Here is a 21,716-nt window from a genome sequence, read left to right on the forward strand (position 1 = left end):
AGTAGTATTAAAGAAATTAGTCTTCGACTATTTCTTCAATTTTATCTTCATCGATTAAAACTGCATTTTCAACAATGCGTTTCCCACCTTGAATTTCGATTCGTTTGTTATGCTTATTAAGCGTAAGAATCTCATCACAAAATTGATCAGATGGATGCATCTCATATGTGTAATCAATAATATTACCCGTTTTGTCATCTTTGACATTGGTAATGTTATATTCAGAGATTGCACCTTTCTCAATTAAGTCTTTCATTGTCGTAGTCATATCACGACGCAAAGCTTTTAATTTATTCTCGGTAATTTCGTCTGTTGAATAAATAGAGCCATATTTTTCCATAATAGATAATAGTCGGAAATGGTAGGTCTTACCCGGTGCCGCATAACGCCATAGATGATATAAACGAAGCATCATCCAACGAGATAAACCACGTTTTAATTCTTGAGCACTATTAAAATAGTAACCTTTGTACTCAAGGTTGTCGATCATGTTATGAACGAAGGCATTCAAACAAGCTACACATTTTACGTTACCACCCTGACCTTTTTTGCCACTAAAATGAAGCGACGATAAAAAGTTCATGTTCGATTCGTAAAATGAGTCATCAATATCAGAGTTACGAGTATCTGTTGCTGAATATTTAAAAGAAAGTTTAGAACCTTGTAATGCTTCTAATGATTCTTTGATTTGCGGATAAGGCATCGACTGACCAACAGCTTTCAGCTCTTGCGCTAATTCATTCATTGAAAAAACAACCGCGTATTGAATACCAGACTTAAAATTGATTTTTACAATTTTACCTTTTGAGGCTAAACGAATTAAGGCACGTTCGACCTTTTCTTCACGATCAGATGGCCAAACAAGATATTCAACATCTTCACCATCTTTTCTTGTGCTTACTACCGCAGGTGTAATTTTGATTTCACCATCATAAAGAATGCCGTCTACTTTTTCAGAGATTTTTCGTGTAACGATGGTTTTCTTTGGTGCTTCTTCAACCGGAAGCTTCTTATGACCAGAACGGACAAATCGTCCCCATAAATCATAATGATTAAATGTATTTGAGTAAGCTCTCAAACCATGTGCAGCATTTTCAATTGAAACACGCACATCTTTGTTGTCTGTAAATAGTGCAAGACTTTCATTATCTATTGCACTTTCCACCCCGTGGATCTGCCCGCGTAATGTATCGGGTAAGTTATCTACCGAGATGTTGACCTTTCGGCTCATTGTTCTTATTTCCAATTTTTCTTCGACAGTTAATAACAACACATAAAACTTCAAAAGTTAAATGTTTAAGTTAGTATAAACTTGATCCGATCATAATTTATTTCTTCGGATCAGTTTTATACTAACTGTTTCGTAATAGCTGATTTTTAGATCAGATTTTTACTAAGTTATAGTTGATAGGTCGCGATTTTACTAACTCAGTTCAAATTATGTCCGGTGAATCACCTTTTTAAAGCTAATTAACACGACATAAATTGCTTTTTTAAAACTCCATGTGGATAAACAGCTCTTAAGTTAGCATAGATCTGATCTGTACCAACTATAGATCAGATCCATACTAACTTATTGTGCATTTTAGTCATGCTCTCGGTGCATAACTTTATAATTTAGTTAGTAAAAAATTGATCTACACCACTATTTTTGTGAGTAAACCAGTGGTTAAACTGTGCATAAGTCGAAAGCTCATTTTTTGCTTAGTAATTGGCTGATCTGCGAGTCATTAAAGATCTGATCTTTACCAAGTAAAAACACGATCTGGCTTTTTACTAAATATTCAACGAAATCAGTAATATATTTCACTATTTTAGCATCTTAACCTTATATACCTATATACTTAACCGATATTAAACTTACTTATTTATACTTAGCATCAGTAAAGTTACAAATTTTTATTAAATGTCTTATAAATAAAAGGTATGTCGCCTTAAATACTTGTTTACAGCAATTTGAATGGACATTATACTTAAAGCATAACTTTGAGGAAGAAAGTATGTCTATCAATAATAATGCGCTAGCCACTTATAGGTTACTAAAAGCGACAGCAGAAGTTGCTGAAAAATCGCTAGAAGGACGTATTCAACATTATCGTGCCCATTTAAAGTCTGAAGAAAAAGAACTTCGTACTTATACGCAAAAAGCAGCCGCTGACTTATTAGGCTGTAATAATCGTACCTTAAAACGACGTCATGATAATGGTGATTTTGATGCACTTGATATCAAACGTGGTGCAAATGGCCACTACGCTTATACCTTAGTAAATATCTTTGCTATGGCTGATATCATGGATATTAAGCCTGATCACCGTACAGTTGATGATAAATTACAAGTTATTGTTATTAACTCCTTAAAAGGTGGTTGTGGTAAAACTACCAGCATGGTAAACATTGCTGCTGCACTTGCTACTACCAATATTAAACGATACAGAATTGGTATTATCGACCTTGATCCACAAGGTTCTTCATCAAGCTTTTTCCCACCAAGTGAGCCTGATCCAATTACAGTTGGTGATTTAATGCGTGATTGCATTGAGCTTGAAGAAAACGAAACCTGGGATGAGTTAGTATCGAACTCTTTCTTACCTACCCATATACCTAATATACGTATTTTGCCTTCTGGTATGGATGACTTTTACTTCGAGCATGAAACAGCAACTTTATTAAAAGATAGCTCTAGTTATGATAAAACTCGTCACTATCATAAATTGCTCGAAAAAGTTATTGAACCGGTAAAAGATCAATTTGATATTATTCTAATTGATACAGCTCCATCACTTAACTTTATGTTTTATAATGCATTAATGGCTTCTACATCGATGCTTATTCCTGTTCATCCTGAAGCTGTAGACTTTGATGCAAACAATAAATACTTAAAGCGATTAGGCGAGATTTACCATACAGTTGCTGCGCTTGGCCACCAAGGTTGGGACTTCATGCAATTCTTAGTAACTAACTATGTTAAAGGGAACCATTCACAGCGCGACATCGTTAAAGATGTTCGTAGTGCATTTGGTCGTCAAGTAATGAGTTACCCAATTAATCATAGCTCGGCAATTACCGCCAGCTCATCTTCTTTTAATACCATTTTTGATCAAAAAACGTCAGATAGCTTAGCTAGTCGTGAGTCACTACTTCGTGCGCAAGAAAATATCAAAGATGTAGTTGATGAACTTGAAATGCTGATCCGTTCTAATTGGCAGTCAACTCAATCGTCTCTAAATACAGCTAAGTAAGGTAATTAATAAAAATGGCTAAAAAACGTAAAAACGATACCAGCTTAGACCCTTTTTCAACGTCTATCGAAAGTAGCAGTTTAGATGCTTTGCTAGAGCAAGCTTCTGCTGGTGATGTTATCAGTATGCCTGCTCCAAGCGATCCTACACGTCAAATTACTTTGGTGTGTAAGGTTATTCCAAGCTCAGAAATTGAAGCTAAAACAAAGGTCTATGGTAAAAACCGCCGTGTACAATCATTACTAAATGAAAAGTCAGTTGCCGATATCCTTCCTGCAATTGCCGAAGACGGCCGTAACCAGCACCCTGCCCTATGTTGGGATAAAGGTGACGAAATGCTTGTATTAGCAGGTTCTCGTCGTCGAAAAGCATGTATCTTAAGTAACTCTGATTACTTAGTTTTAAGCTCTGAAGATTTCACAGATCAAGATGCTAAAATTCTTGCTGTATCATCTGATCAATACATTGCCCCAAGTCTATGGGAGCTAGGTCAAGCATATCAACAGACCCGTGATGAGCTTATTGCTGAGGGGAAAAAAGGCTCTTATCGTGAGATTGCGGCAATTGAAGGTGTATCACACACTGCTATTGCTGATGCTATTAAAGCGTTTGAGAATCTACCTTCTGAGGTTTTAAGTCTTTACCCAACTGCGAATCATGTTGGCCGTGAAGTAGCTAAAAAGCTTATTAGTGCCAAAGAGCGTGATGAGCAGCTGTTTACCAAGCTTGTAAATGACGTAAGTAGTGATAGCGAAATAGCGCAAATCAGCAGCGATGATAAACGTGCTCTTGCAATTACCAAGCTATTAACTGCTGAGCCAGCAGCGCCAAGCCGTCGTGAAGCCCTTATTGATAGTGAGTTTGTCAGCGTACAACGTAACATAAAAAGCGGTGATTTATCTGTGAAAATCGATAATAAAGTGATGACAGACAAACGCTTAGAGCAGCTAACTAAGCTATTAAATAGCTTTAATTAGTTAGTAAAAGAATGATCTCTCACGCTTTTACTGTTAGTAAAAGCGTGATCTCCCCTTCCCTTTCGTTAGTAAAATATTGATCTATTACCAGTAAAATTGGTACTTATTACACTCTCAGATCAGTTTTTTACCAACTAATAACCCCTTTACAGGTTTTTTACTCTCATAATTAGATTGCTTAGTAAAAAATTGATCTGTAAAGCCCCTGCCTTGTTATTAACCTGTTTATATCTTGTGCGATTGTTGTTTGTTAAATACTCAGCATGTCAGTTTTCAGCTTTGATTTTATTTTAAAGCAGATTTTTACCAAGTTATCAGCTCCAACCAGTCCAATATTGCTCAATAGTGCTTTAGCTCTGGTCCGATAGATCATATACTGGCAGAATTATTTTTTGTTTTTACTGCCAAAAGCGTTATGTCTGCTAACTTATCCAAAAATGACTTATTAGCTATCTTTGAAGAAATCAAACAAGAGCAAGAAACTCAGTTTCCTCTGTCTGAGCGCTTCATTAAACAGCTATTTAAGCCGCATGTGTTAAGTAAAGCAAAAGAGTATCACCAGAACGGCCAAATCAACTGGTTAGAACATAACAGTGATTTTAGCGTTATTGATGCATCTATGTTTGGTAACGAAGGGAATACTTTTACTCAGCATATTGAGATCAGTAAATTACCAAGTGGTTTTTCGGTCGATTCGCATTGTACTTGTGGCTCTAAAACTAAATGCCGTCATATTGCAGCTGTGCTCCTAAAACTCAAAATTGAACATTCAGGTGACTATGGTGAAGACTACATCATTAACGATTGGTTTAGTGAGCTAAAAACCCTTAAGCAAGTTGCTAGTGACAATGCCAAACAGGTTTTATTATTTGTTCTTGATGTAGAGAAATCAGTTGTAACCCTTACCCCTAAAATAGCTAATTATGACGCTGAGCATAACTATACGCTTGGTCGTAACCTTACCGAGCAGCAATTAAATAGTTTTGTAACCCCCACTGATTTATTAGAATCGGATTTTCGGTTATATAGCTGGATCCGTTCTCAAAATGCCCTTGGTAAACTAGAGCTTAAAGGTCAATGGGGCTTTGCAGCACTACAGCAATTAATTGCCACCCAGCGTTTGTTTTTAGGCCGTTCGCGCCAAGCAATTAAAGCTGACAGTATGCAAGCGTTAGAGTTTGATTGGAAACAAAACAAAGACTTAACGTCATTGAGCATGACGCTTGCTGGGCAAGATAATTGGTTATTGTTAAAAACAACGCCCCCTACTTACCTTGACCCTGAAAAGCTAAAAGTAGGCCGAATTCGTACTCCGTTAACGGCTGATGAAATAGCGCTACTTGCCAATATGCCTGCTATTCACACAGAGAACTTTGACCGCGTTTATCAACAGCTCAATGATAATTTTGGTGAAGGTGTGATCCCTCATGCATTTAAGGAAAGCAAAAAAAGCCTAGCTCGAACTGTATTCCCTGTCATCAGTATTAATAATGACGAGGGCACAATCCGCTTAGGATTGCAGTTTAATTATCAAAACTCTTTGTATGATTTAAGCCAGGCGCCAGCTGATATATTAAACCAGTCATTAGAAAACACCGTTGTAAATGAATTAACTAACCTTGGCTTTGAATTATGTAAAGGGGCTTTACAAACAGAGTTTATCTTTAATAAACAATCGGTTATTCATGAGCACTGGTTAAAGTTTGAAATAATTCCAAACTTATTAAAACGCGGTTGGAAAATTAATGATGAGTTAGCCGTCGGCAAAGTCCTTAAACAGCTTTCACTGCAAGTTGAGCGTGGTAAAGGTCATCAGATAGTTAGTAAAATCGTGATCTCTGGTGTTAAAACTCAACAGTTGTTTGTCACTGATAACAATACTTATCAATCGCTTAATCGACAAAGTGAGCGTTTTTATTACTTTACTGTAGGAAAACGCTTTGCTGTGGTTGAAAAGGCCGCGATGATGCAGCTTAATGATTATCGTGAACGTTTTGAGCATATTAAAACCCGTGACGAAATCTTAATGCCTTTGTCGTTTTTGCCTAAGCTCATCGAGCAAAAAGCAATTAAGGTTAATATTGTTGACGATGCTCTAGATGCTTACCTAGCTGAATTAAATAGCTCACAACAGCTTATTAAAAAGTCCGATATTCAAGGCTTAAACCAGGGTGTGCAATTGCGTGAGTATCAACAACATGGTGTTGATTGGCTTAACTTTTTAAAACGTCACCAGCTTGGTGGTATTTTGGCTGATGACATGGGGCTAGGTAAAACTCTACAAGTTATTGCCTTTTTAGCTAATGCCAAGCAATCACCACAAGCAGGCCCCACGTTAATTGTTTGCCCAACCAGCTTGGTTGGTAACTGGCAAAGTGAAATTAATAAATTTGCGAGTAACTTAAAAATTACCACCGTCTTCGGTGCTGCGCGCAGCGACCAATTACAACAGTTGTCGCAAGCAGATTGTATTTTAACAACTTATCCTCTATTGAAGCGTGATATTGCCTTTTATTCGCCGCTGTATTTTGAAAACATCATTCTTGATGAAGCGCAATATATTAAAAACGACGCTGCGCAGGTTTCACGCTTGGTTAAGCGCCTTAATGCTGACTTTAAGCTCTGCTTAAGCGGCACGCCTATCGAAAATAACTTATTTGAGCTTAAATCTTTGCTCGACTTTGCAATGCCTTCTTTACTTGGTTCGCAAGCACATTTTAAGAGCTATTTTCAAACGCCAATTGAGCGTGATAACGACGTTGCCCGAGCTGATGAACTTAAGTCGTTGATCATGCCATTTATCTTGCGTCGTACTAAAGCACAGGTAACGCAAGAGCTACCAGAGAAGACTGAGCTAGTTAAAGAGTTTGAATTTGAGAGCAAACAAAAAGAAATTTACAACGGTATAACTGAATCTTTAGAGCAGAAATTAGTCGACCTATTTGCACAGCAAGGAGTACAAAAAAGTAAGCTAGCCTTTTTAGATGCATTATTAAAGCTCAGACAAATCTGTTGTCATCCAAAATTGATCGACCCTAGTTCACAGGCTGGTAGCGCTAAACTTGAATGGTTATCTAAGCATTTGCCTATCATGCTTAGCGAAGGTCGTAAGGTGATTATTTTCAGTCAATTCACCATGGCACTTGATGTGATAGCAGAGCGATTAAATGAATTAGGCATCAGTTTTAGTATGCTTACCGGGCAAACAAGACACCGCGACCGTGTTATCGAAGAGTTTACTCAAGGTGATACATCCGTGTTTTTAATTAGCTTAAAAGCCGGCGGTACAGGGTTAAACCTAACTCAAGCCGATACTGTGATTCATTTTGATCCTTGGTGGAACCCTGCTGTTGAGAAACAAGCGACAGATCGTGCCTACCGTATTGGCCAAACTAACCCAGTGTTTGTTTATAAATTGATTATGGCTAACTCAATTGAACAAAAAGTATTTAAAATGCAGCAGCATAAGCAAGCCCTTGTTGATGCATTATTTACCGAAAAATCAATGAGTTTCACTCAGTTTGATGAAGAGCAAATGCTTGCTCTGATAAAAAATTAAATTTTTTTAAAGTTTTTTTGAACTAATCAAATTTTGGGGCGTCTATTATTATGCTTGTTGTTAAATTGCAGTTTACATAAGCATTATGTTGATTTCCCATTTGGTTACTAAATTTTAGTAATGTTAGAGCCAGCTCACTTTGAGCTGGCTTTTTTTATGCCTAAACCCCCTACTCTGCTGAGCACTAATTCGTTATGATGATGTGTCTTTAAGTTATTGAGTTTTCGTTATGATTACAGAGCTGATTGCACAGATTAATTGGCAAAGTGGTGTGCTTGGTGCTGCTGTAGGTGCTGTTGCAAGTGGTGTTATTTTTGCCTTACAAAAAAGTCGCTTAAAAAATCAGTTAACCGAACTGCAAAATAGTCAGCAAATCCAGCAAAATCATTTAGAACAAAAGCAGCTGCAACTTGAACAAAGCCAACTTACGCTTTCGCAGTTACAGCAAGATTACGCTGAGCAACGTGATGAGTCTCAACACTTTAAAACCCGCTTTGTAGAGCAAGAAAAGCAAGCACAACAATACAACCAGTTTTGGCGTCAAGTTGAAGCTGAGCTAGCTGATACTAAAGCTGCACTCAATCAGCGCGATGTTGATTTAAGTACCTTAAGAAGCACTATAGAACAAAAAGAACTGCATTTTAAAGAGCAGCTTAGTCATATCAAAGAAAGCAAAGAGCAACTCAAAAAAGAGTTTGAAAACCTCGCTAATCAAATCCTTGAAGAAAAATCGCAGCGTTTTAAAACCTTAAACCAAGAGAGTATTGAGCAACTTTTAAAACCGGTTCAGGGAGAGCTAAAAGGCTTTCGCGATAAGATGGAATTGATCCACGTGGAAGATCTAAAGCAGCGTGCAGCACTAAAAACTGAGTTGTTGCATTTACAGGCTAAAAGCCAAGCTATCACCGAACAAGCTGATAGGCTGAGCACCGCATTACAAGGGCAAAAGAAAACCCAAGGTAATTGGGGGGAGTTAATGCTTGAAAACGTACTAGACAGCGCAGGGCTGCGTGCTGGAGTAGATTATCAGCGAGAAGTATCGTTTAACACAGAAGATGGCCGTCTACGCCCAGATGTTGTGGTGTATTTACCTCAGCAACGTCATTTAGTTATCGATGCTAAAACCTCTTTAAACGCGTATACACGCTATGTAAATGCCGATACAGAGCTTGAAGCGCAGCAAGCGCTTAAAGAGCATGTCACCGCGGTGCAATCACGTATAAACGAGTTAGCAAGCAAAGCCTACGACAGACTACCTGGTATTAACTCCCCCGAAGTGGTGATCATGTTTGTACCAATAGAATCTGCATTTGTTGAAGCGCTTAAGTACCAGAGTGATATTTATCAGCAAGCAATCGAAAAAAACATTTTAGTTGCAACTCCAACGACCTTATTGACTAGCTTGAATATCGTAAAACAACTGTGGCGTTTTGAAGAGCAAACTAAATACTCAAAAGAGCTTGCCGCTCGTGCAGAGCGTTTTTACAACAAACTCAATAGTTTCCTAACCAGTATGGAAGGGGTTGGTAAGCAATTAGATCGCGCCAAAGAAAGCTATGATAAAGCGTTTTCTCAGCTGTATCGTGGTAAAGGAAACTTGATTAAGCAGGCCTCAGAGTTCAAAGAATTGGGGGTTTCTGTTCAAAAAGAGTTACCCGCGGAAACTGTTGAAAAAGCACAATTAGAGTTAGATTAATATGCAGGTTTTAAAGCTCATCGGGTTTGTTGTCTTGGCATCTGTATGTTTTGCAAGTAATGTCAAAGCTGCAAATTATGATTACGACAGCCAACTTAATAAAGCGTTACACGCTAATAAACTCGTTGCGATTGGTGATGTTCATGGCAGCGAGCATGTTGTTACTAGGCTTATTAAATACTTAGATGAGCCTAGTAACTGGCAGCAGATTGATGATCTTGTCGTTGAGTTTGGTAATGCGCGGTATCAAGATTTAGCTGATCAATATTTGTTGAGCAAACAGAATATAAGCATTGATGACGTAAGGCACATTTGGCGCGACACCCTGTATTTTATGGCATGGCAATATGATGTTTATGAGCAATTAGTTTTAAAGTTAAAACAGCTTAATAGTTCCCGTGAACATAAAGTTCGCCTTGTCCTTGCTGAGCCTGCAATGAACTGGCAAACCCTCTCTAAAGAGGATTGGCAAAAGCTAGAGCGTAGCCGTGAAACTGGCTATTTAGAGGCTATAAATCAGCATGTTTTCGCTAAGCAGCGCCGTGCAATCTTACTCTTTGGTGCATTCCACACGTTTAAAATGCCGGTAGTTATAAGCAATCAAACTTCGCCTTTTAGTTCTGTTATTGCATTACTTGAGCAGCAAAAACCGGGCTCCACATACACTATTTGGCCAGCGATGAAAAACGATGGTATTGCATCATCATACCCTGCCGACAGCTTGATCCCTTTATCGGTTAATAGTTCGTTGAATAAGCCGTTAGCGTCAATGTCTAAACGCTTTGCTACAAGCAATAGTATTAGCCTTGCGGATGTTGTAGACGCCTATTATGTGCTAAAAAACACAGACAGAAACGCGCCATTAAGTGATGCGGCTTTAAATGATCTGGCGTGGCATAAAGAGTTAAAACGTCGTGCTGAAATAGTGTCACCAAGAAGTGCTAAACAAATCCACTCTTGGCTTAGCCAACATAACTAATAAAAAGCCAACGTCATGTTGGCTTTTTATTAGTTAATAAGTTCTGCTGAAACAATATCGTTGAGCATCAAAAAGTGGTTAAGTACAGACTCTTCAAGTTCGAATACCTGCGCTAGTTTTTCGCCACTTGCTGACATCCCTGTTTGCGCACCAGCAAACTCAATATGCAACCCTAAACGCTTCAGGGTTTGGGCGTCGTAACTATAAATAGCAGAATCACGTTTCTCTGTAATACCAGGCATCATACCTATGATAGTAACTGCCTGTTCAACATTAATGATATCGAAGAATTGTCGCTCTGCGGCTTGCCATTTTGCTATATAGCTAGCGACCTCAGGCGGTTGCTCCATGGGCACGTATAATGGCTGTAATGAGCCCCCATGCCAGCCGATAACGGCTTGCTCTTCAACGAGGACATGTGGGCTTGCGGTAAGTACATAGTTTGCACAAGACGATGCACAAAGCTCGTGTACCACAACATCGAGTTGATATTCATGAACTAAGCCACCTAAATGTAAACCCGCCATCACATCACCACCTTGGCTATTAATAACCAAGGTGTTGATTTGTTGATCGCTACTTACTAATAACTGTTCGAACTTTTCAACATTTTGCTTTGATGTTTCGCCCTGAAAATAAATAGTGCCCGGCGATACTTCACTAATTTCAGCAACGCTTTGCTGTGTTGTTTTACAACCAACCAGCAGCACGCTCAATAAGAATAAAAAACGCATTAACAATGCCTTGAAGTTTTATTTGTATACAGTGCGCAATTTAATAATATGTCATTAACGAACTGCAAAAATGGCATAGTACGTTTTTTTACTTGAGAAATAAATCCACATAATAGGAACAATTGTATGAATATTGGAATTTACATCTATGATGATGCCGAAGTACTCGATTTCTCAGGTCCGTTTGAGGTGTTTAGTACTGCTAAGCGCCTAGCGAATAATGATTGGCAAGTGAGTTTAATTGCCGAAAGTGATAGTCCTGTACTTGCCCGCGGTGGTTATAGTGTAAACCCCCATTACAGCTTTGCTGACTGCCCTTCGCTTGATCTCCTTGTTGTGGTTGGTGGTGACCATACACGAGAGCTAGAAAAAGCAGAGGTTATTACTTGGTTAAAACACACAGCCACTAACACCAAGCGTGTTGCGAGTGTTTGTACGGGGGCGTTTTTGCTTGCCAAAACAGGGCTTTTGAACGGTAAAAATGTCACGACTCATTGGCAAGATCAACCTGAGCTGGCTGCTTTGTTTTCTGATCTCAATGTGATTGCAGATACTCGTTGGGTCACCGACGGTAAGTTTACCAGCTCAGGAGGAATTTCTGCAGGCATTGATATGAGCCTAGCGTTAGTCGCTGAATTTATTAGTTACGAACACGCCCTACTGACCGCCAAACAGATGGAATATAAATGGCAGACGTTATAATTGTTCAGCAATATAGTCGGTTATAAACTGTTTTAAACAGGCAGCCTTTTTACTCAGTAAACGTGCGCTTGGCCAGATGGCATAAATGTCGCGGTTTTCTCCTCGCCAGTGTGGCAGTACTTGAACTAACTGCTGAGACTTTAATTCATCGATAACCTCAAACCGAGGTAACAAAGCGATACCTTGCTCATCACAAACTAAGTATTTTACAAATCCAGTATCGTTAAAAGTACTAGCAAAGCGGCACATGTGAGTATGAGTTGCATTTGTTTGTGTATTAGTTAGCTGCCATTTATTTCTCAACGTGGTACCAATTAACCTATGCTGTTTTAAATCTGCAGGCTCTTCTATGGTAGGTGACGAATCAAGGTATGCTTTTGTGCTTACAAATAAGGTATCAACACTGCCTAACTTTTTCTGATGGAGCATAGAATCAGCCTGCGGCCCGACTCTTATTGCTATATCAGCTTGGCTTTTACTGAGATCTACAAGTTGGTTATTAAGCAGTAGCTCAAGTTGAATATCAGGGTACTGTTTAGTGAATGCGAGCCACATCGGCTTTAAGAAACCATGACTAATATTCAGAGGTGCTAAAACTTTAAGCTTTCCTGACAATTGTGCTTTTTGCTCATTAAGTTGGCGGTGAGTTTGTTCAAATTGCTCAATTAATTCAACATAACTTTGAAAATACACCTCTCCTGCTTGTGTTAACGTGCATTGCCTTGCTGAGCGATTTAAAAGCTGCTCGCCTAGGCGTTGCTCAAGTCGTTGCAAGCGTCTCGATACTGTTGCGGTAGGCAACGACAAGCTTTCAGCCGCATTACTTAGGCCGCCTTGTTTAACAATCTGTATGAATAGGGCAATATCGTCAATCATGTTCTCATTTATGCAATCATAGTTTGTTTATCTTGCTATTTTTAGCATTTTTGTAATTAGTTATCATGTTTTTATTGAAACATTTTAGGAGTATGTAATGGACGCAAAGCATTGGCATCAACGTTGGGAAAATAACGAAATTGGTTTTCATGAAGGAGACGTTAACCGTTATCTAGATCAGTATTTTACTAACTTGAATTTGCAGCAAGGCGATACTGTTTTTGTACCACTGTGCGGAAAAACTCACGACATTCATTATTTGCTAGCACAAGGTATGCGTGTTGTTGGGGCTGAGCTTAGTGAGATTGCCATTAAGCAATTATTTGATGAGTTAAAGCTAGAACCCGAAATCAGCCAACACGGCGAGCTATTACGTTACCAAGGCGCAAATCTAACCGTTTGGGTAGGTGATATCTTTGCACTGACCGCGAATGAACTTGGCACTATCAACGCGGTTTATGACCGTGCTGCCTTAGTTGCGCTGCCAAAGCCAATGCGCATTCGCTATACCCAGCATTTACTAGAGTTGACCAATAGAGCTAAACAATTAGTGGTGGTCTTTGAGTATCAGCAAAATGAGTTTTCGGGCCCGCCGTTTAGTGTAGTCGCCGATGAGCTACATCAGCACTACGATGCTTTTTATCAACTAACATTACTGTGCAAGGAACCTCTCGAAGGTGGCTTAAAAGGGCAAGTCCCCGCCATGAACGTAGCTTGGCATTTAAGTTAGTACTTACAAACTAGTGGTGTGTAAATTCACACTCTAGTTGTGCGTTTTTCTGGCTAGTTTTTGTATCTCTGTGCGTGCACTATAGTGAAAAGTGTATTTAAGGAGCACATTTATGCAAAAGCCACGCGTTTTCTTTGTTTCTCATGGCGGCGGTCCTATGCCTTTACTTGGCGATCCAAGTCATGCCGATATGGTCACTTGTTTGCAGTCTATTGCTGCAAAAATTCAAAAGCCGTCAGCTATTTTGATGGTGAGTGCGCACTGGGAAGCGAACCCTATTAGCATTACTTCGAGCGCAGCTCCTGAGCTAATTTATGATTACTATGGTTTTCCTGAGCCTGCTTACAGTATTGAGTACCCAAGCCCAGGTGAACCAGCCCTTGCCGAAAAAGTACATCAAGCATTGGCAAAAGCTAATATCGATAGCACATTAAACCCATCTCGTGGCTTTGATCACGGTATGTATGTGCCTTTGAAAATTATGTATCCAGAAGCAGATATACCTTGTGTGCAATTGTCGTTACATCCAAGCCTTGAGCCGAGCTTACACCTAGCGATAGGTGAGGCTTTACAACAGCTTGATTACGATAATTTATTGATCATTGGTTCTGGCTTTACTTTTCATAATATGCGCGCATTTTTCACCCCTGAAACCGCTGAAATTAAAGCGCAAAATATGGCTTTTGAGCAATGGTTAGTCGATGTCTGTGGCAATACTGAACTGAGTGAACAGCAGCGACAAGCTAAGTTATTAGAATGGCAAATGGCCCCTGTGGCGCGTTTTAGTCATCCTCGAGAAGAGCACTTATTGCCGTTACATGTTTGCTATGGTGCGGCGATGCGCCCTTGTAGTGATATCTACGAACTACGTATTGCCAATAAGCAAGCCAGTATGTTCTTGTGGGACGATTGAGTTTAAGTTCAACCCCCCTGATAACACGATAAAAGCTCAGATTTTATAAGTTTATTTTGGTACGCTAGGTAAGTTAAAACCTAGGAACAACAAAATGAACTTGATAAAAACATCAACCCTTGCGTTTGCTGTGGTTGCGGGTTTAGGTTTGCAAGCATGCTCAAGTACAGAGCAAGTAAGCACACCATCAGCAACAGTGAACGCAACGGCTAATTCGCTCTCGCTTGAACAAATTTATAAAGAAAAAGACTTTAAAGCTGAGCGTAGCACCTATTTTACGTGGCTCGATGATGGTACTGGTTATACGGTACTTGAAGAGCGCGAAAGCGATAAAAACAACCAAGACGACAAAGCTAAAGACGATGAGCACGGCGTAAAAGGCAATGATATTGTGTTTTATAACGCTGATGTCACGGGTCGTAAGGTACTGGTTAGCTACGAAAAATTAATTCCCAAAGGTGATAAAGAGCCACTCACTGTTGAAAGCTATCAATGGTCTAAAGATGGTAAATGGCTGATGGTTTTTACCAATGGCGAGCAAGTGTGGCGCTCACGTAGCCGTGGTGATTTTTGGCTATTAAACCTCGAAACTGATTCGCTGTATCAGTTAGGTGGCGAAAACATCGAAGCGAAAAAGCTGATGTTTGCTAAGTTCTCACCAGATAGCTCAAAAGTAGCTTACGTGCGTGATAACAATATCTACATGGAAAAAGTCGGCAGCAAGGCTGTGACTGCTTTAACCACTGACGGTAACGACACCATTGTTAATGGTAATTTTGACTGGGTATACGAAGAAGAATTTACCATTCGTGATGGTTTTCGCTGGAGTCCAGACAACAAATCAATTGCCTATTGGCAGCTTGATACCAGTGGCGTGAAATACTTCACCATGATCAATAACACCGATGATCTCTACCCTACCCTTAAAGAATTCCCGTATCCAAAAGCCGGCGAGATGAACTCTGCGGTTAAAGTGGGGGTGGTTAGTCTTAATGACAAGAAAACCCGTTGGGCTGAACTAGGTGGTGATAATCGCGATCGTTATATTCCACGTATTAGCTGGGCAGGCACTGGTGAATCTTTGATGATCCAAGATCTTAACCGCCCGCAAAGCCACAACAAGGTTTGGTTATTCGACTGGCAAAAACAGCAGCTGACTAAAATTCTTGAAGATAAAGACGATGCCTTTATTGAATGGTTTTATAAAGCAAACTGGTCAAAAGACGGTAAGTTCTTTATTTGGCACAGTGAGCGTGATGGCTGGCGCCATTTGTACCGTGTATCTCGCGATGGTAAAACGATAGTCGATTTAACACCGGGCGAGTACGACATCATTGATATGTTAGCGCTCAACGAAGATAAAAACGTTATGTACTTTACTGCATCACCGGATGATCCGGGCCAGCGTTACTTATTCCGTACCTCGCTTGATGGCAGCTCTAAACCGGTGCGCGTAACGCCTGCGTCATTTGATGGTTCAAACAGCTATTACATGTCTAAAGATACCTCTTGGGCAATGCATACTTTCTCTAAATTTGGCACCCCACCAATGAAAGAGATCATCAAAGTAAGCGATCACAGTAATGTGAAAACCTTAGTTGAGAACAAAGCATTAAAAGAGAAATTAGCGACTGAGCAATTACCGACTCACGAGTTCTTTACGGTTAATGCGCGCGATGGTGTTGAGCTTGATGGCTACATCATGTTCCCAGCGAATATGGATAAAAGCAAAAAATACCCAATCGTTTTCTATGTTTACGGTGAGCCATGGGGCTCAACAGTACAAGATCGCTGGGAAGGTAACAGTTACTTATACAAGTCGTATCTAACTCAGCAAGGCTTTATTGTTGCTTCAGTTGATAACCGCGGCACGCGCGCACCAAAGGGCAGAGATTGGCGTAAGTCTATCTACAAAAAAATAGGCTCTATAACCGTGCGTGACCAAGTTGACGCCCTAGATGCAATGGTAAAACGTTGGGATGTCATTGATACCGACCGTGTTGGTGTATGGGGTCACTCAGGTGGTGGTAGTTCAACGCTTAATTTGTTATTCCGCCATGGTGATAAATATAAAGTTGGGATTGCCTCTGCCCCAGTGCCTGATATTCGCTTGTACGATACTATCTACCAAGAGCGCTATGCGGGTAACCCAAATACTGATCCTGAAAGTTACGACAACACGTCTCCGATCACCTTTGCAAAAGACCTGCAAGGTAAGTTGCTACTGATCCACGGTACCGGAGATGATAATGTACACTACCAAGGCTCAGAGCGTTTAATTAACGAATTAGTTAAGCACAATAAACAGTTCGAGTTTTTCTCTTACCCGAACCGTTCTCACAGCCTACGAGAAGGTAAAGGCACTACCCTGCACTATCACACTATGATGGCTAACTTCTTCGAAAAGCATTTACTTAACAAGTAAATATGCTTTATTAAAAAATACCGCAGCTTAGACATTAAGACCGCAGCTTAGACATTAAGCTGCGGTTTTTTTATGCAAACTGTAAACCCCCGTTACACGAAAAAATTACGAGGGTTATGTATAAATTTGATAAGGAAAAAGTTTTGTCTATTGTAATTCTATAGTGACATGGTCTCTCTTTTAATCTGCCATACTTTGTTGGTGTAGGCGGTTGATGGTATATTTTTCTGCAGCACATTGTTCAGGGTCTAAATTTGATACGTAGTTTAAAATCTGACTCAATGCTGTGCTATCTCTTCGTACTTTTAACGCAAATTCCTCTGCGCCAATACAGCGTCTATTGTCATCATACATAATATCTAACGCTGGCTGTAATTCTTCAATCGTTTTAGCCTTACTAAAAAGAGATAAATACTTTTCTCGGCCATTATTAACTATATTTTTTGAATCTAGTTTTATTTTTGCTATTTTATCGAGCCATTTATCATCAAAACCAAGTAAAACATAGTTAAGCAAATATTCACTGTCTTCATCACAGACACCTGGTTTATCCGTATGAGTTGCTAATTTTGCTCTCAGTTCTGAAGCTGTATCTAGCCAAAAAGATGTTGATTTATGAGTCTCTATGCCTATTGTATTAAGGATTGCTAATCGGCGTGCTGAAAACAGTCCTGCACACATCCAACGTATACCGGTATTTATTGTTTTGGAATGCCAATAGACTGCTTTATCAAGATCTTGCTCCACAACAAATTCACCACTTTCGTAGCTAGATGCTAATATATTCATGCACCCAGCATGACCTGATTCCCCACACGTTGACCAATAACGATAAGCTAAGCTGTAATTATCTAATTGATGAGCTGAAATTTGTCCCGCAGTATATTCAAGGTCACCTAGATATGAGTCAGTTACTTCTTTTAAGTCATCTAAGTTATTAAGTAGTTTTTGTACTTGAGAAACATCGATAGGAAGGTTATTAAATTTGTACTTTCTATTAATAGCTTCGGCGGCATTTAACTGAGCGCGTAGTATGATTGCAAAATCTTCAGGAGAAAATGTCATTTCTCGAGAGCCTGACTCAAGGATATCAATATTATTTTGAAGGCGTTTTTCATCGATCTCTGTGATAGATTTATTAGAATGTAAATAATTGAAAGTATCATTAATTGCTACATTCACATCCTCAATAGTTACCGCAACGACTGAGCTTGAAAAAATACTGCAGCATAATGCAAAAAGCCATTTCCTTGTCATTTTTAGTTTCCTTAATAGAGACCCATTTATTCTTTTAGCTTGTTGATAGATAATATGTAATTGTCTATAAAGCCTGATTTAATAGTATTAAAAAATACTCACCATAACACCTTACTTGATAATAATCTTATCAAGATAAAATTTATTCAAGATTTTACCTTTTGATTCATAATGGCTTTAAAAACTTTGTTAGCTAGTTCGTTAGAGAGGGTTTTGACCCTTTAAACTTACAAATAGCTGTTAAACCAATTAACTAGCTCTGATTCAAGTTGTTCTTTATGGTTCATTAAAAAGTGGTTATCACCTTCATACACCACAAGTTTATGAGGTATTTGATGCTTATCTAGCGCTTTGGCAAATTGAATTGAGTTTTCGACCGATACTCGTTTATCGTCACTGCCATGAATAAGTAATATGGGCACTTTAGGTGATAGCTTATCAACCCAGTTCATCACAGAGCGTGCTTCAAGCTCTGCTTGTTTGTTCTCTTTATAATTGGGGATACGACGCACATACACGTTTTTTTCCATGTTAGGTCTAAACGTAAGCTCTTTGACTAAATCAGTCGCCCCTGCAATGGTTGCAATGGCTTTTATCTTGTTTGTGTGTTGCATCGCAAGGTGGGTTTGCATACCGCCTCTACTTACTCCTAACATGCCAATGCGGCTTTCATCTGCACCTGCTATGTGAGGAATAAAATCTATAAGCGCAAGTACGTCGTTAACATCTTTGCCACCAAACTCATCTAAATCATCATTTTTAGTTAATGTACCGCGGTATTGGCTGCCGATAACCACAAAGCCTTGCTCTGCTAAAGGAAATAAATTGCGCATCATTGCTGCAAAATAAACACTGCCAAAATTACCGTTACCGCCGCGGTTATAAATTAATACTGGAAGCTTATTCTTGATGACTTTAGGTTTGATGATATAACCAAGCACCTCAACATTATCGACCTGATATTTAAAATTATGGCAGGTTAAATTAGCTTTAAAGTTATCGAACATATCTTGTGGAAAGGTTTCTTCAAAGGCTTTAATGCGCTTTAAGTATGCTTCTTCGTTTTTAGCTTTGCGTTTATTCTTTTGCGCAATAAATTGATGCCACGAATCATAGTCAGCAAAGATACCTGTGAAGCAGTCTGTTTCTTTTGTGACGTGTTCATCATCGATAATTTTCGCTGCGCTGGTAGAAAAAACAGCGAGAAATAGGCTAGCAAAGAGTAGTAATTTATACACAACAACATCCTTATTGGTGACTAAAAGTTACTAAACCACAGTAACTTAAATGATGGTTATTTGTACATCATTAATTCAGTAACCGCTCAAGCCATTCAATCACAACATTATGTGTTGCTGTTTCAAAGCGAGACTTTTCGGGAATGTAGTAACACAGTTTTGATTCAACATCTTGGCTATTAAACGATGTTAGTAACCCTGCATCTAGGTATGGTTGTACTAAGGTGTTTGAGCAAAACACCACACCTTTATTGGCGAGCACCTGATTTATACCAAACAGCTCTTGATCGAATGTTTTTACCTTGAAACATGAATCACTTAGGTTATTTACTTTGAGCCACCGCGTTAATGGTGGGGCTGGTAGGGCATTATTTTTCCATTGGCTGGTGTATAAAGTAACCTGTTTATCAAGCCAAGGGGCGCTTTGTTGCGCGTTTGCCGCAAACATATCAAAGCGCTCATATTTGATGATATCTGCTTTGTTTACTTCCTCACTATTTCCTAACCTAACAGGCAAGGTATGCAGTTGCTTATCTAAAGTTTCACTGGTTGATATATCAAGCTGTAAATGTGGTTTCTCGCTATAAAGCTCATCTAAAGCGGGTATTAATCTTAGGGCTGCTAGAGATGATGTTGTGGTGATGCGTACTTGGTTATGTGCTTGGCTCAATTGTTCTATTGCCGCAAAAATAAGCTTAAAGCCGCTAGTTGTGTTTTGGCTCAGGTACTCGCCTGATGGAGTTAAGGTAATCTTTCTCACTTCGCGATGAAATAAGTCAATATTTAAGCGGCTTTCTAGGTTCGCAATGTGGTGCGATACCGCTGTAGGTGTAATCGCAAGCTCAGCGGCGGCTGCTTTAAAGCTACCTAGTCTCGCAGCTGACTCAAAGGCTTTTAAAGCTTGTAATGATATGTGCATAGTTAAACCCACCTAAATTTATAGGTGAGTATAACTTACTTATGGTAAATAATAACTCGTTTGTTAAATATCCCTTATTTATTGATGATACCAACTCATTAACTAATGAGGTATTTACTATGACTACTCTGCTACACATTGATGCTAGTGTGCGTTCAGCTAAAAATGCAAACCCTAATCATGATTCAATCTCTAAAAATATTGCTAAGAAATTTGTAAATCATTTACAGCAAAATAATGCTATAGCTGAGTATATTTATCGTGATGTTGGGATTAATCCACCTTCCTTTATTAATCAATCTTGGATTGGTGCTGTGTTTACGCCAGCCAACAAGTTAACGCTAGAGCAAAAAGAAGTACTGGCTGAATCTGATGAATTGATAAATGAATTAGTTAAGGCTGATACCATAGTGATATCAACGCCTATGTATAACTATGGCATGCCTGCGCAATTAAAAGCATGGTTTGATCAAATCGTTAGGATCAATAAAACGTTTGATTTTGACTTGCAGCGGGGGGATTTTCCTTTGCAACCATTGTTAACAGGTAAACGTTTGCTGGTTATTACCTCAACGGGTGAGTTTGGTTTTGAGGTCGGTGGTATACGCGAGAGTATGAGCCATTTAGTGCCGCACATTAAAACCTTGAGTAAGTATTTAGGTGCTGAGCACATTGATGAAATTGCCTGTGAGTATCAAGAATTTAACGACCAAAGACATCAACGTTCTTTGACTAACGCTTATGCTAAAGCAGAACAATTAGCGCTGAGATACGCCAATTAAGCAAACAAAAAGCCGCAATAAGCGGCTTTATCTGTAATGGGGCTTTACACTAAAAATAGGGGTTGGCGTTATTCAACTGAAATGAATACTTCAACTTCTTCACTGCTTTTATAAAACTCATAGTCAGTTTTATATGCACGAATATGAGGGCACTGTTCATTACTAAAGTACTGCCAAACTTGGCCCCAAACATCGATGACGGTTTGTGGCATTGCTCCTTTGCCACTAAAGCGAAGGTAGTTACCTGTGGCGAGTGTAGTTTGTTCTATCTCTGATGATGTGACTTGCATGTCAGTACACGCAAAGACATCAAACTCCCCTGTGACATCAGATTCATAATGAGTATACACGCCATAAACTTGACTAGATGGGGTTAATTTTGGCGCTATGTCTGTGTAAAACTGCTGCCATAGGCCCGCTATTTTGGCACTTTCCCCACTCATTTCATTAATATTGCTGGTGCGAACTTTGAGGCCAAATAAAGTCGTTGGGTTGTCGATATTGATGTGTGTTACTTGCTGATCCATTGCATTTATCCTTGCTTAATTTGTTCCCAGTAAAATACCAGAGCACATGTACTTTAACCTAGCCTTTTTAATTATTTATTTTAAAAAGACTATATTTTGTCAACGGCCTTTACAGCTTAAAAAACAGTCATGGCATCCTTATCTGCATCAGGTTAAGATGGGT

17 protein-coding genes are annotated in these 21,716 nt (G+C 39.2%); 10 read left to right on the forward strand and 7 right to left on the reverse strand.

The genetic code is table 11. The annotated features are described in order from the left end of the window. Positions 1-16 precede the first annotated feature (16 nt). Positions 17-1,231, reverse strand: coding sequence for a hypothetical protein (locus VRK28_RS07870; RefSeq protein WP_054563104.1), 1,215 nt, complete (start codon positions 1,229-1,231; stop codon positions 17-19). Between the two features lie 769 nt (positions 1,232-2,000). Between VRK28_RS07870 and VRK28_RS07875 the strand changes: the two genes are divergently transcribed. From VRK28_RS07875 to VRK28_RS07895, 5 genes are all read left to right on the forward strand, one after another. Beyond that, positions 2,001-3,239: an AAA family ATPase gene (locus VRK28_RS07875; RefSeq protein ID WP_062565465.1), complete on the forward strand. Its 1,239-nt coding sequence runs from the start codon at positions 2,001-2,003 to the stop codon at positions 3,237-3,239. Between the two features lie 14 nt (positions 3,240-3,253). Next, positions 3,254-4,216, forward strand: a complete 963-nt coding sequence (locus VRK28_RS07880) for a hypothetical protein (protein ID WP_062565464.1) — start codon at positions 3,254-3,256, stop codon at positions 4,214-4,216. A gap of 415 nt (positions 4,217-4,631) precedes the next feature. Then, positions 4,632-7,775, forward strand: a complete 3,144-nt coding sequence (locus VRK28_RS07885; protein WP_062565463.1) for a DEAD/DEAH box helicase — start codon at positions 4,632-4,634, stop codon at positions 7,773-7,775. A 229-nt stretch (positions 7,776-8,004) separates the two neighbouring features. Further along, positions 8,005-9,471, forward strand: a complete 1,467-nt coding sequence (rmuC, locus tag VRK28_RS07890) for a DNA recombination protein RmuC (protein ID WP_062565462.1) — start codon at positions 8,005-8,007, stop codon at positions 9,469-9,471. Between the two features lie 34 nt (positions 9,472-9,505). Beyond that, positions 9,506-10,450, forward strand: coding sequence for a hypothetical protein (locus tag VRK28_RS07895; protein ID WP_156426477.1), 945 nt, complete (start codon positions 9,506-9,508; stop codon positions 10,448-10,450). A gap of 29 nt (positions 10,451-10,479) precedes the next feature. Here the strand turns inward: VRK28_RS07895 and VRK28_RS07900 are convergent, their stop codons facing one another. Beyond that, complete coding sequence (locus VRK28_RS07900) at positions 10,480-11,184, reverse strand: hypothetical protein (protein WP_054563110.1); 705 nt, start codon at positions 11,182-11,184, stop codon at positions 10,480-10,482. Between the two features lie 126 nt (positions 11,185-11,310). Here VRK28_RS07900 and VRK28_RS07905 point away from each other — a divergent pair, with 126 nt between their 5' ends. Beyond that, entirely contained in the window at positions 11,311-11,886 is a 576-nt protein-coding gene (locus tag VRK28_RS07905) for a DJ-1/PfpI family protein (protein ID WP_062565460.1), read from the forward strand. Here the strand turns inward: VRK28_RS07905 and VRK28_RS07910 are convergent. Then, positions 11,881-12,762, reverse strand: coding sequence for a LysR family transcriptional regulator (locus tag VRK28_RS07910; RefSeq protein WP_062565459.1), 882 nt, complete (start codon positions 12,760-12,762; stop codon positions 11,881-11,883). The two genes, VRK28_RS07905 and VRK28_RS07910, sit on opposite strands and share 6 nt — an antisense overlap. 97 nt (positions 12,763-12,859) lie before the next feature. Between VRK28_RS07910 and tmpT the strand changes: the two genes are divergently transcribed. The 3 genes from tmpT to VRK28_RS07925 all read left to right on the forward strand — a co-directional run bounded on the left by tmpT (position 12,860) and on the right by VRK28_RS07925 (position 16,830). Then, complete coding sequence (tmpT, locus tag VRK28_RS07915) at positions 12,860-13,492, forward strand: thiopurine S-methyltransferase (protein WP_062565458.1); 633 nt, start codon at positions 12,860-12,862, stop codon at positions 13,490-13,492. Between the two features lie 112 nt (positions 13,493-13,604). Next, the gene (locus VRK28_RS07920) at positions 13,605-14,405 is read left to right on the forward strand and encodes a DODA-type extradiol aromatic ring-opening family dioxygenase (protein WP_062565457.1); all 801 of its coding nucleotides are present in this window, start codon (positions 13,605-13,607) and stop codon (positions 14,403-14,405) included. 94 nt (positions 14,406-14,499) lie between these two features. Continuing rightward, the gene (locus VRK28_RS07925; protein WP_062565456.1) at positions 14,500-16,830 is read left to right on the forward strand and encodes a S9 family peptidase; all 2,331 of its coding nucleotides are present in this window, start codon (positions 14,500-14,502) and stop codon (positions 16,828-16,830) included. Positions 16,831-17,010: 180 nt separating this feature from the next. On the opposite strand, the gene VRK28_RS07930 is transcribed toward VRK28_RS07925, so the two are convergent. The 3 genes from VRK28_RS07930 to VRK28_RS07940 form a co-directional block, all read right to left on the reverse strand. Then, on the reverse strand, positions 17,011-18,087 hold the full coding sequence (locus VRK28_RS07930; protein ID WP_062565455.1) for a sel1 repeat family protein: 1,077 nt from the start codon (positions 18,085-18,087) through the stop codon (positions 17,011-17,013). Positions 18,088-18,314: 227 nt separating this feature from the next. Continuing rightward, the gene (locus tag VRK28_RS07935; RefSeq protein ID WP_062565454.1) at positions 18,315-19,325 is read right to left on the reverse strand and encodes an alpha/beta hydrolase family protein; all 1,011 of its coding nucleotides are present in this window, start codon (positions 19,323-19,325) and stop codon (positions 18,315-18,317) included. Positions 19,326-19,395: 70 nt separating this feature from the next. After that, positions 19,396-20,244: a LysR family transcriptional regulator gene (locus VRK28_RS07940; RefSeq protein WP_130167498.1), complete on the reverse strand. Its 849-nt coding sequence runs from the start codon at positions 20,242-20,244 to the stop codon at positions 19,396-19,398. Positions 20,245-20,363: 119 nt separating this feature from the next. On the opposite strand from VRK28_RS07940, the gene VRK28_RS07945 reads away from it, so the two are divergent. Continuing rightward, complete coding sequence (locus VRK28_RS07945; protein ID WP_062565924.1) at positions 20,364-21,026, forward strand: FMN-dependent NADH-azoreductase; 663 nt, start codon at positions 20,364-20,366, stop codon at positions 21,024-21,026. 68 nt (positions 21,027-21,094) lie between these two features. Here the strand turns inward: VRK28_RS07945 and VRK28_RS07950 are convergent, their stop codons facing one another. Beyond that, positions 21,095-21,553 (reverse strand): GyrI-like domain-containing protein, encoded by a 459-nt coding sequence (locus VRK28_RS07950; protein WP_062565453.1) that lies wholly within the window; start codon positions 21,551-21,553, stop codon positions 21,095-21,097. Positions 21,554-21,716 lie beyond the last annotated feature (163 nt).

The sequence above is a fragment of the Pseudoalteromonas sp. P80D2 genome (assembly GCF_036680945.1).
GTDB classification, from domain to species: domain Bacteria; phylum Pseudomonadota; class Gammaproteobacteria; order Enterobacterales; family Alteromonadaceae; genus Pseudoalteromonas; species Pseudoalteromonas shioyasakiensis.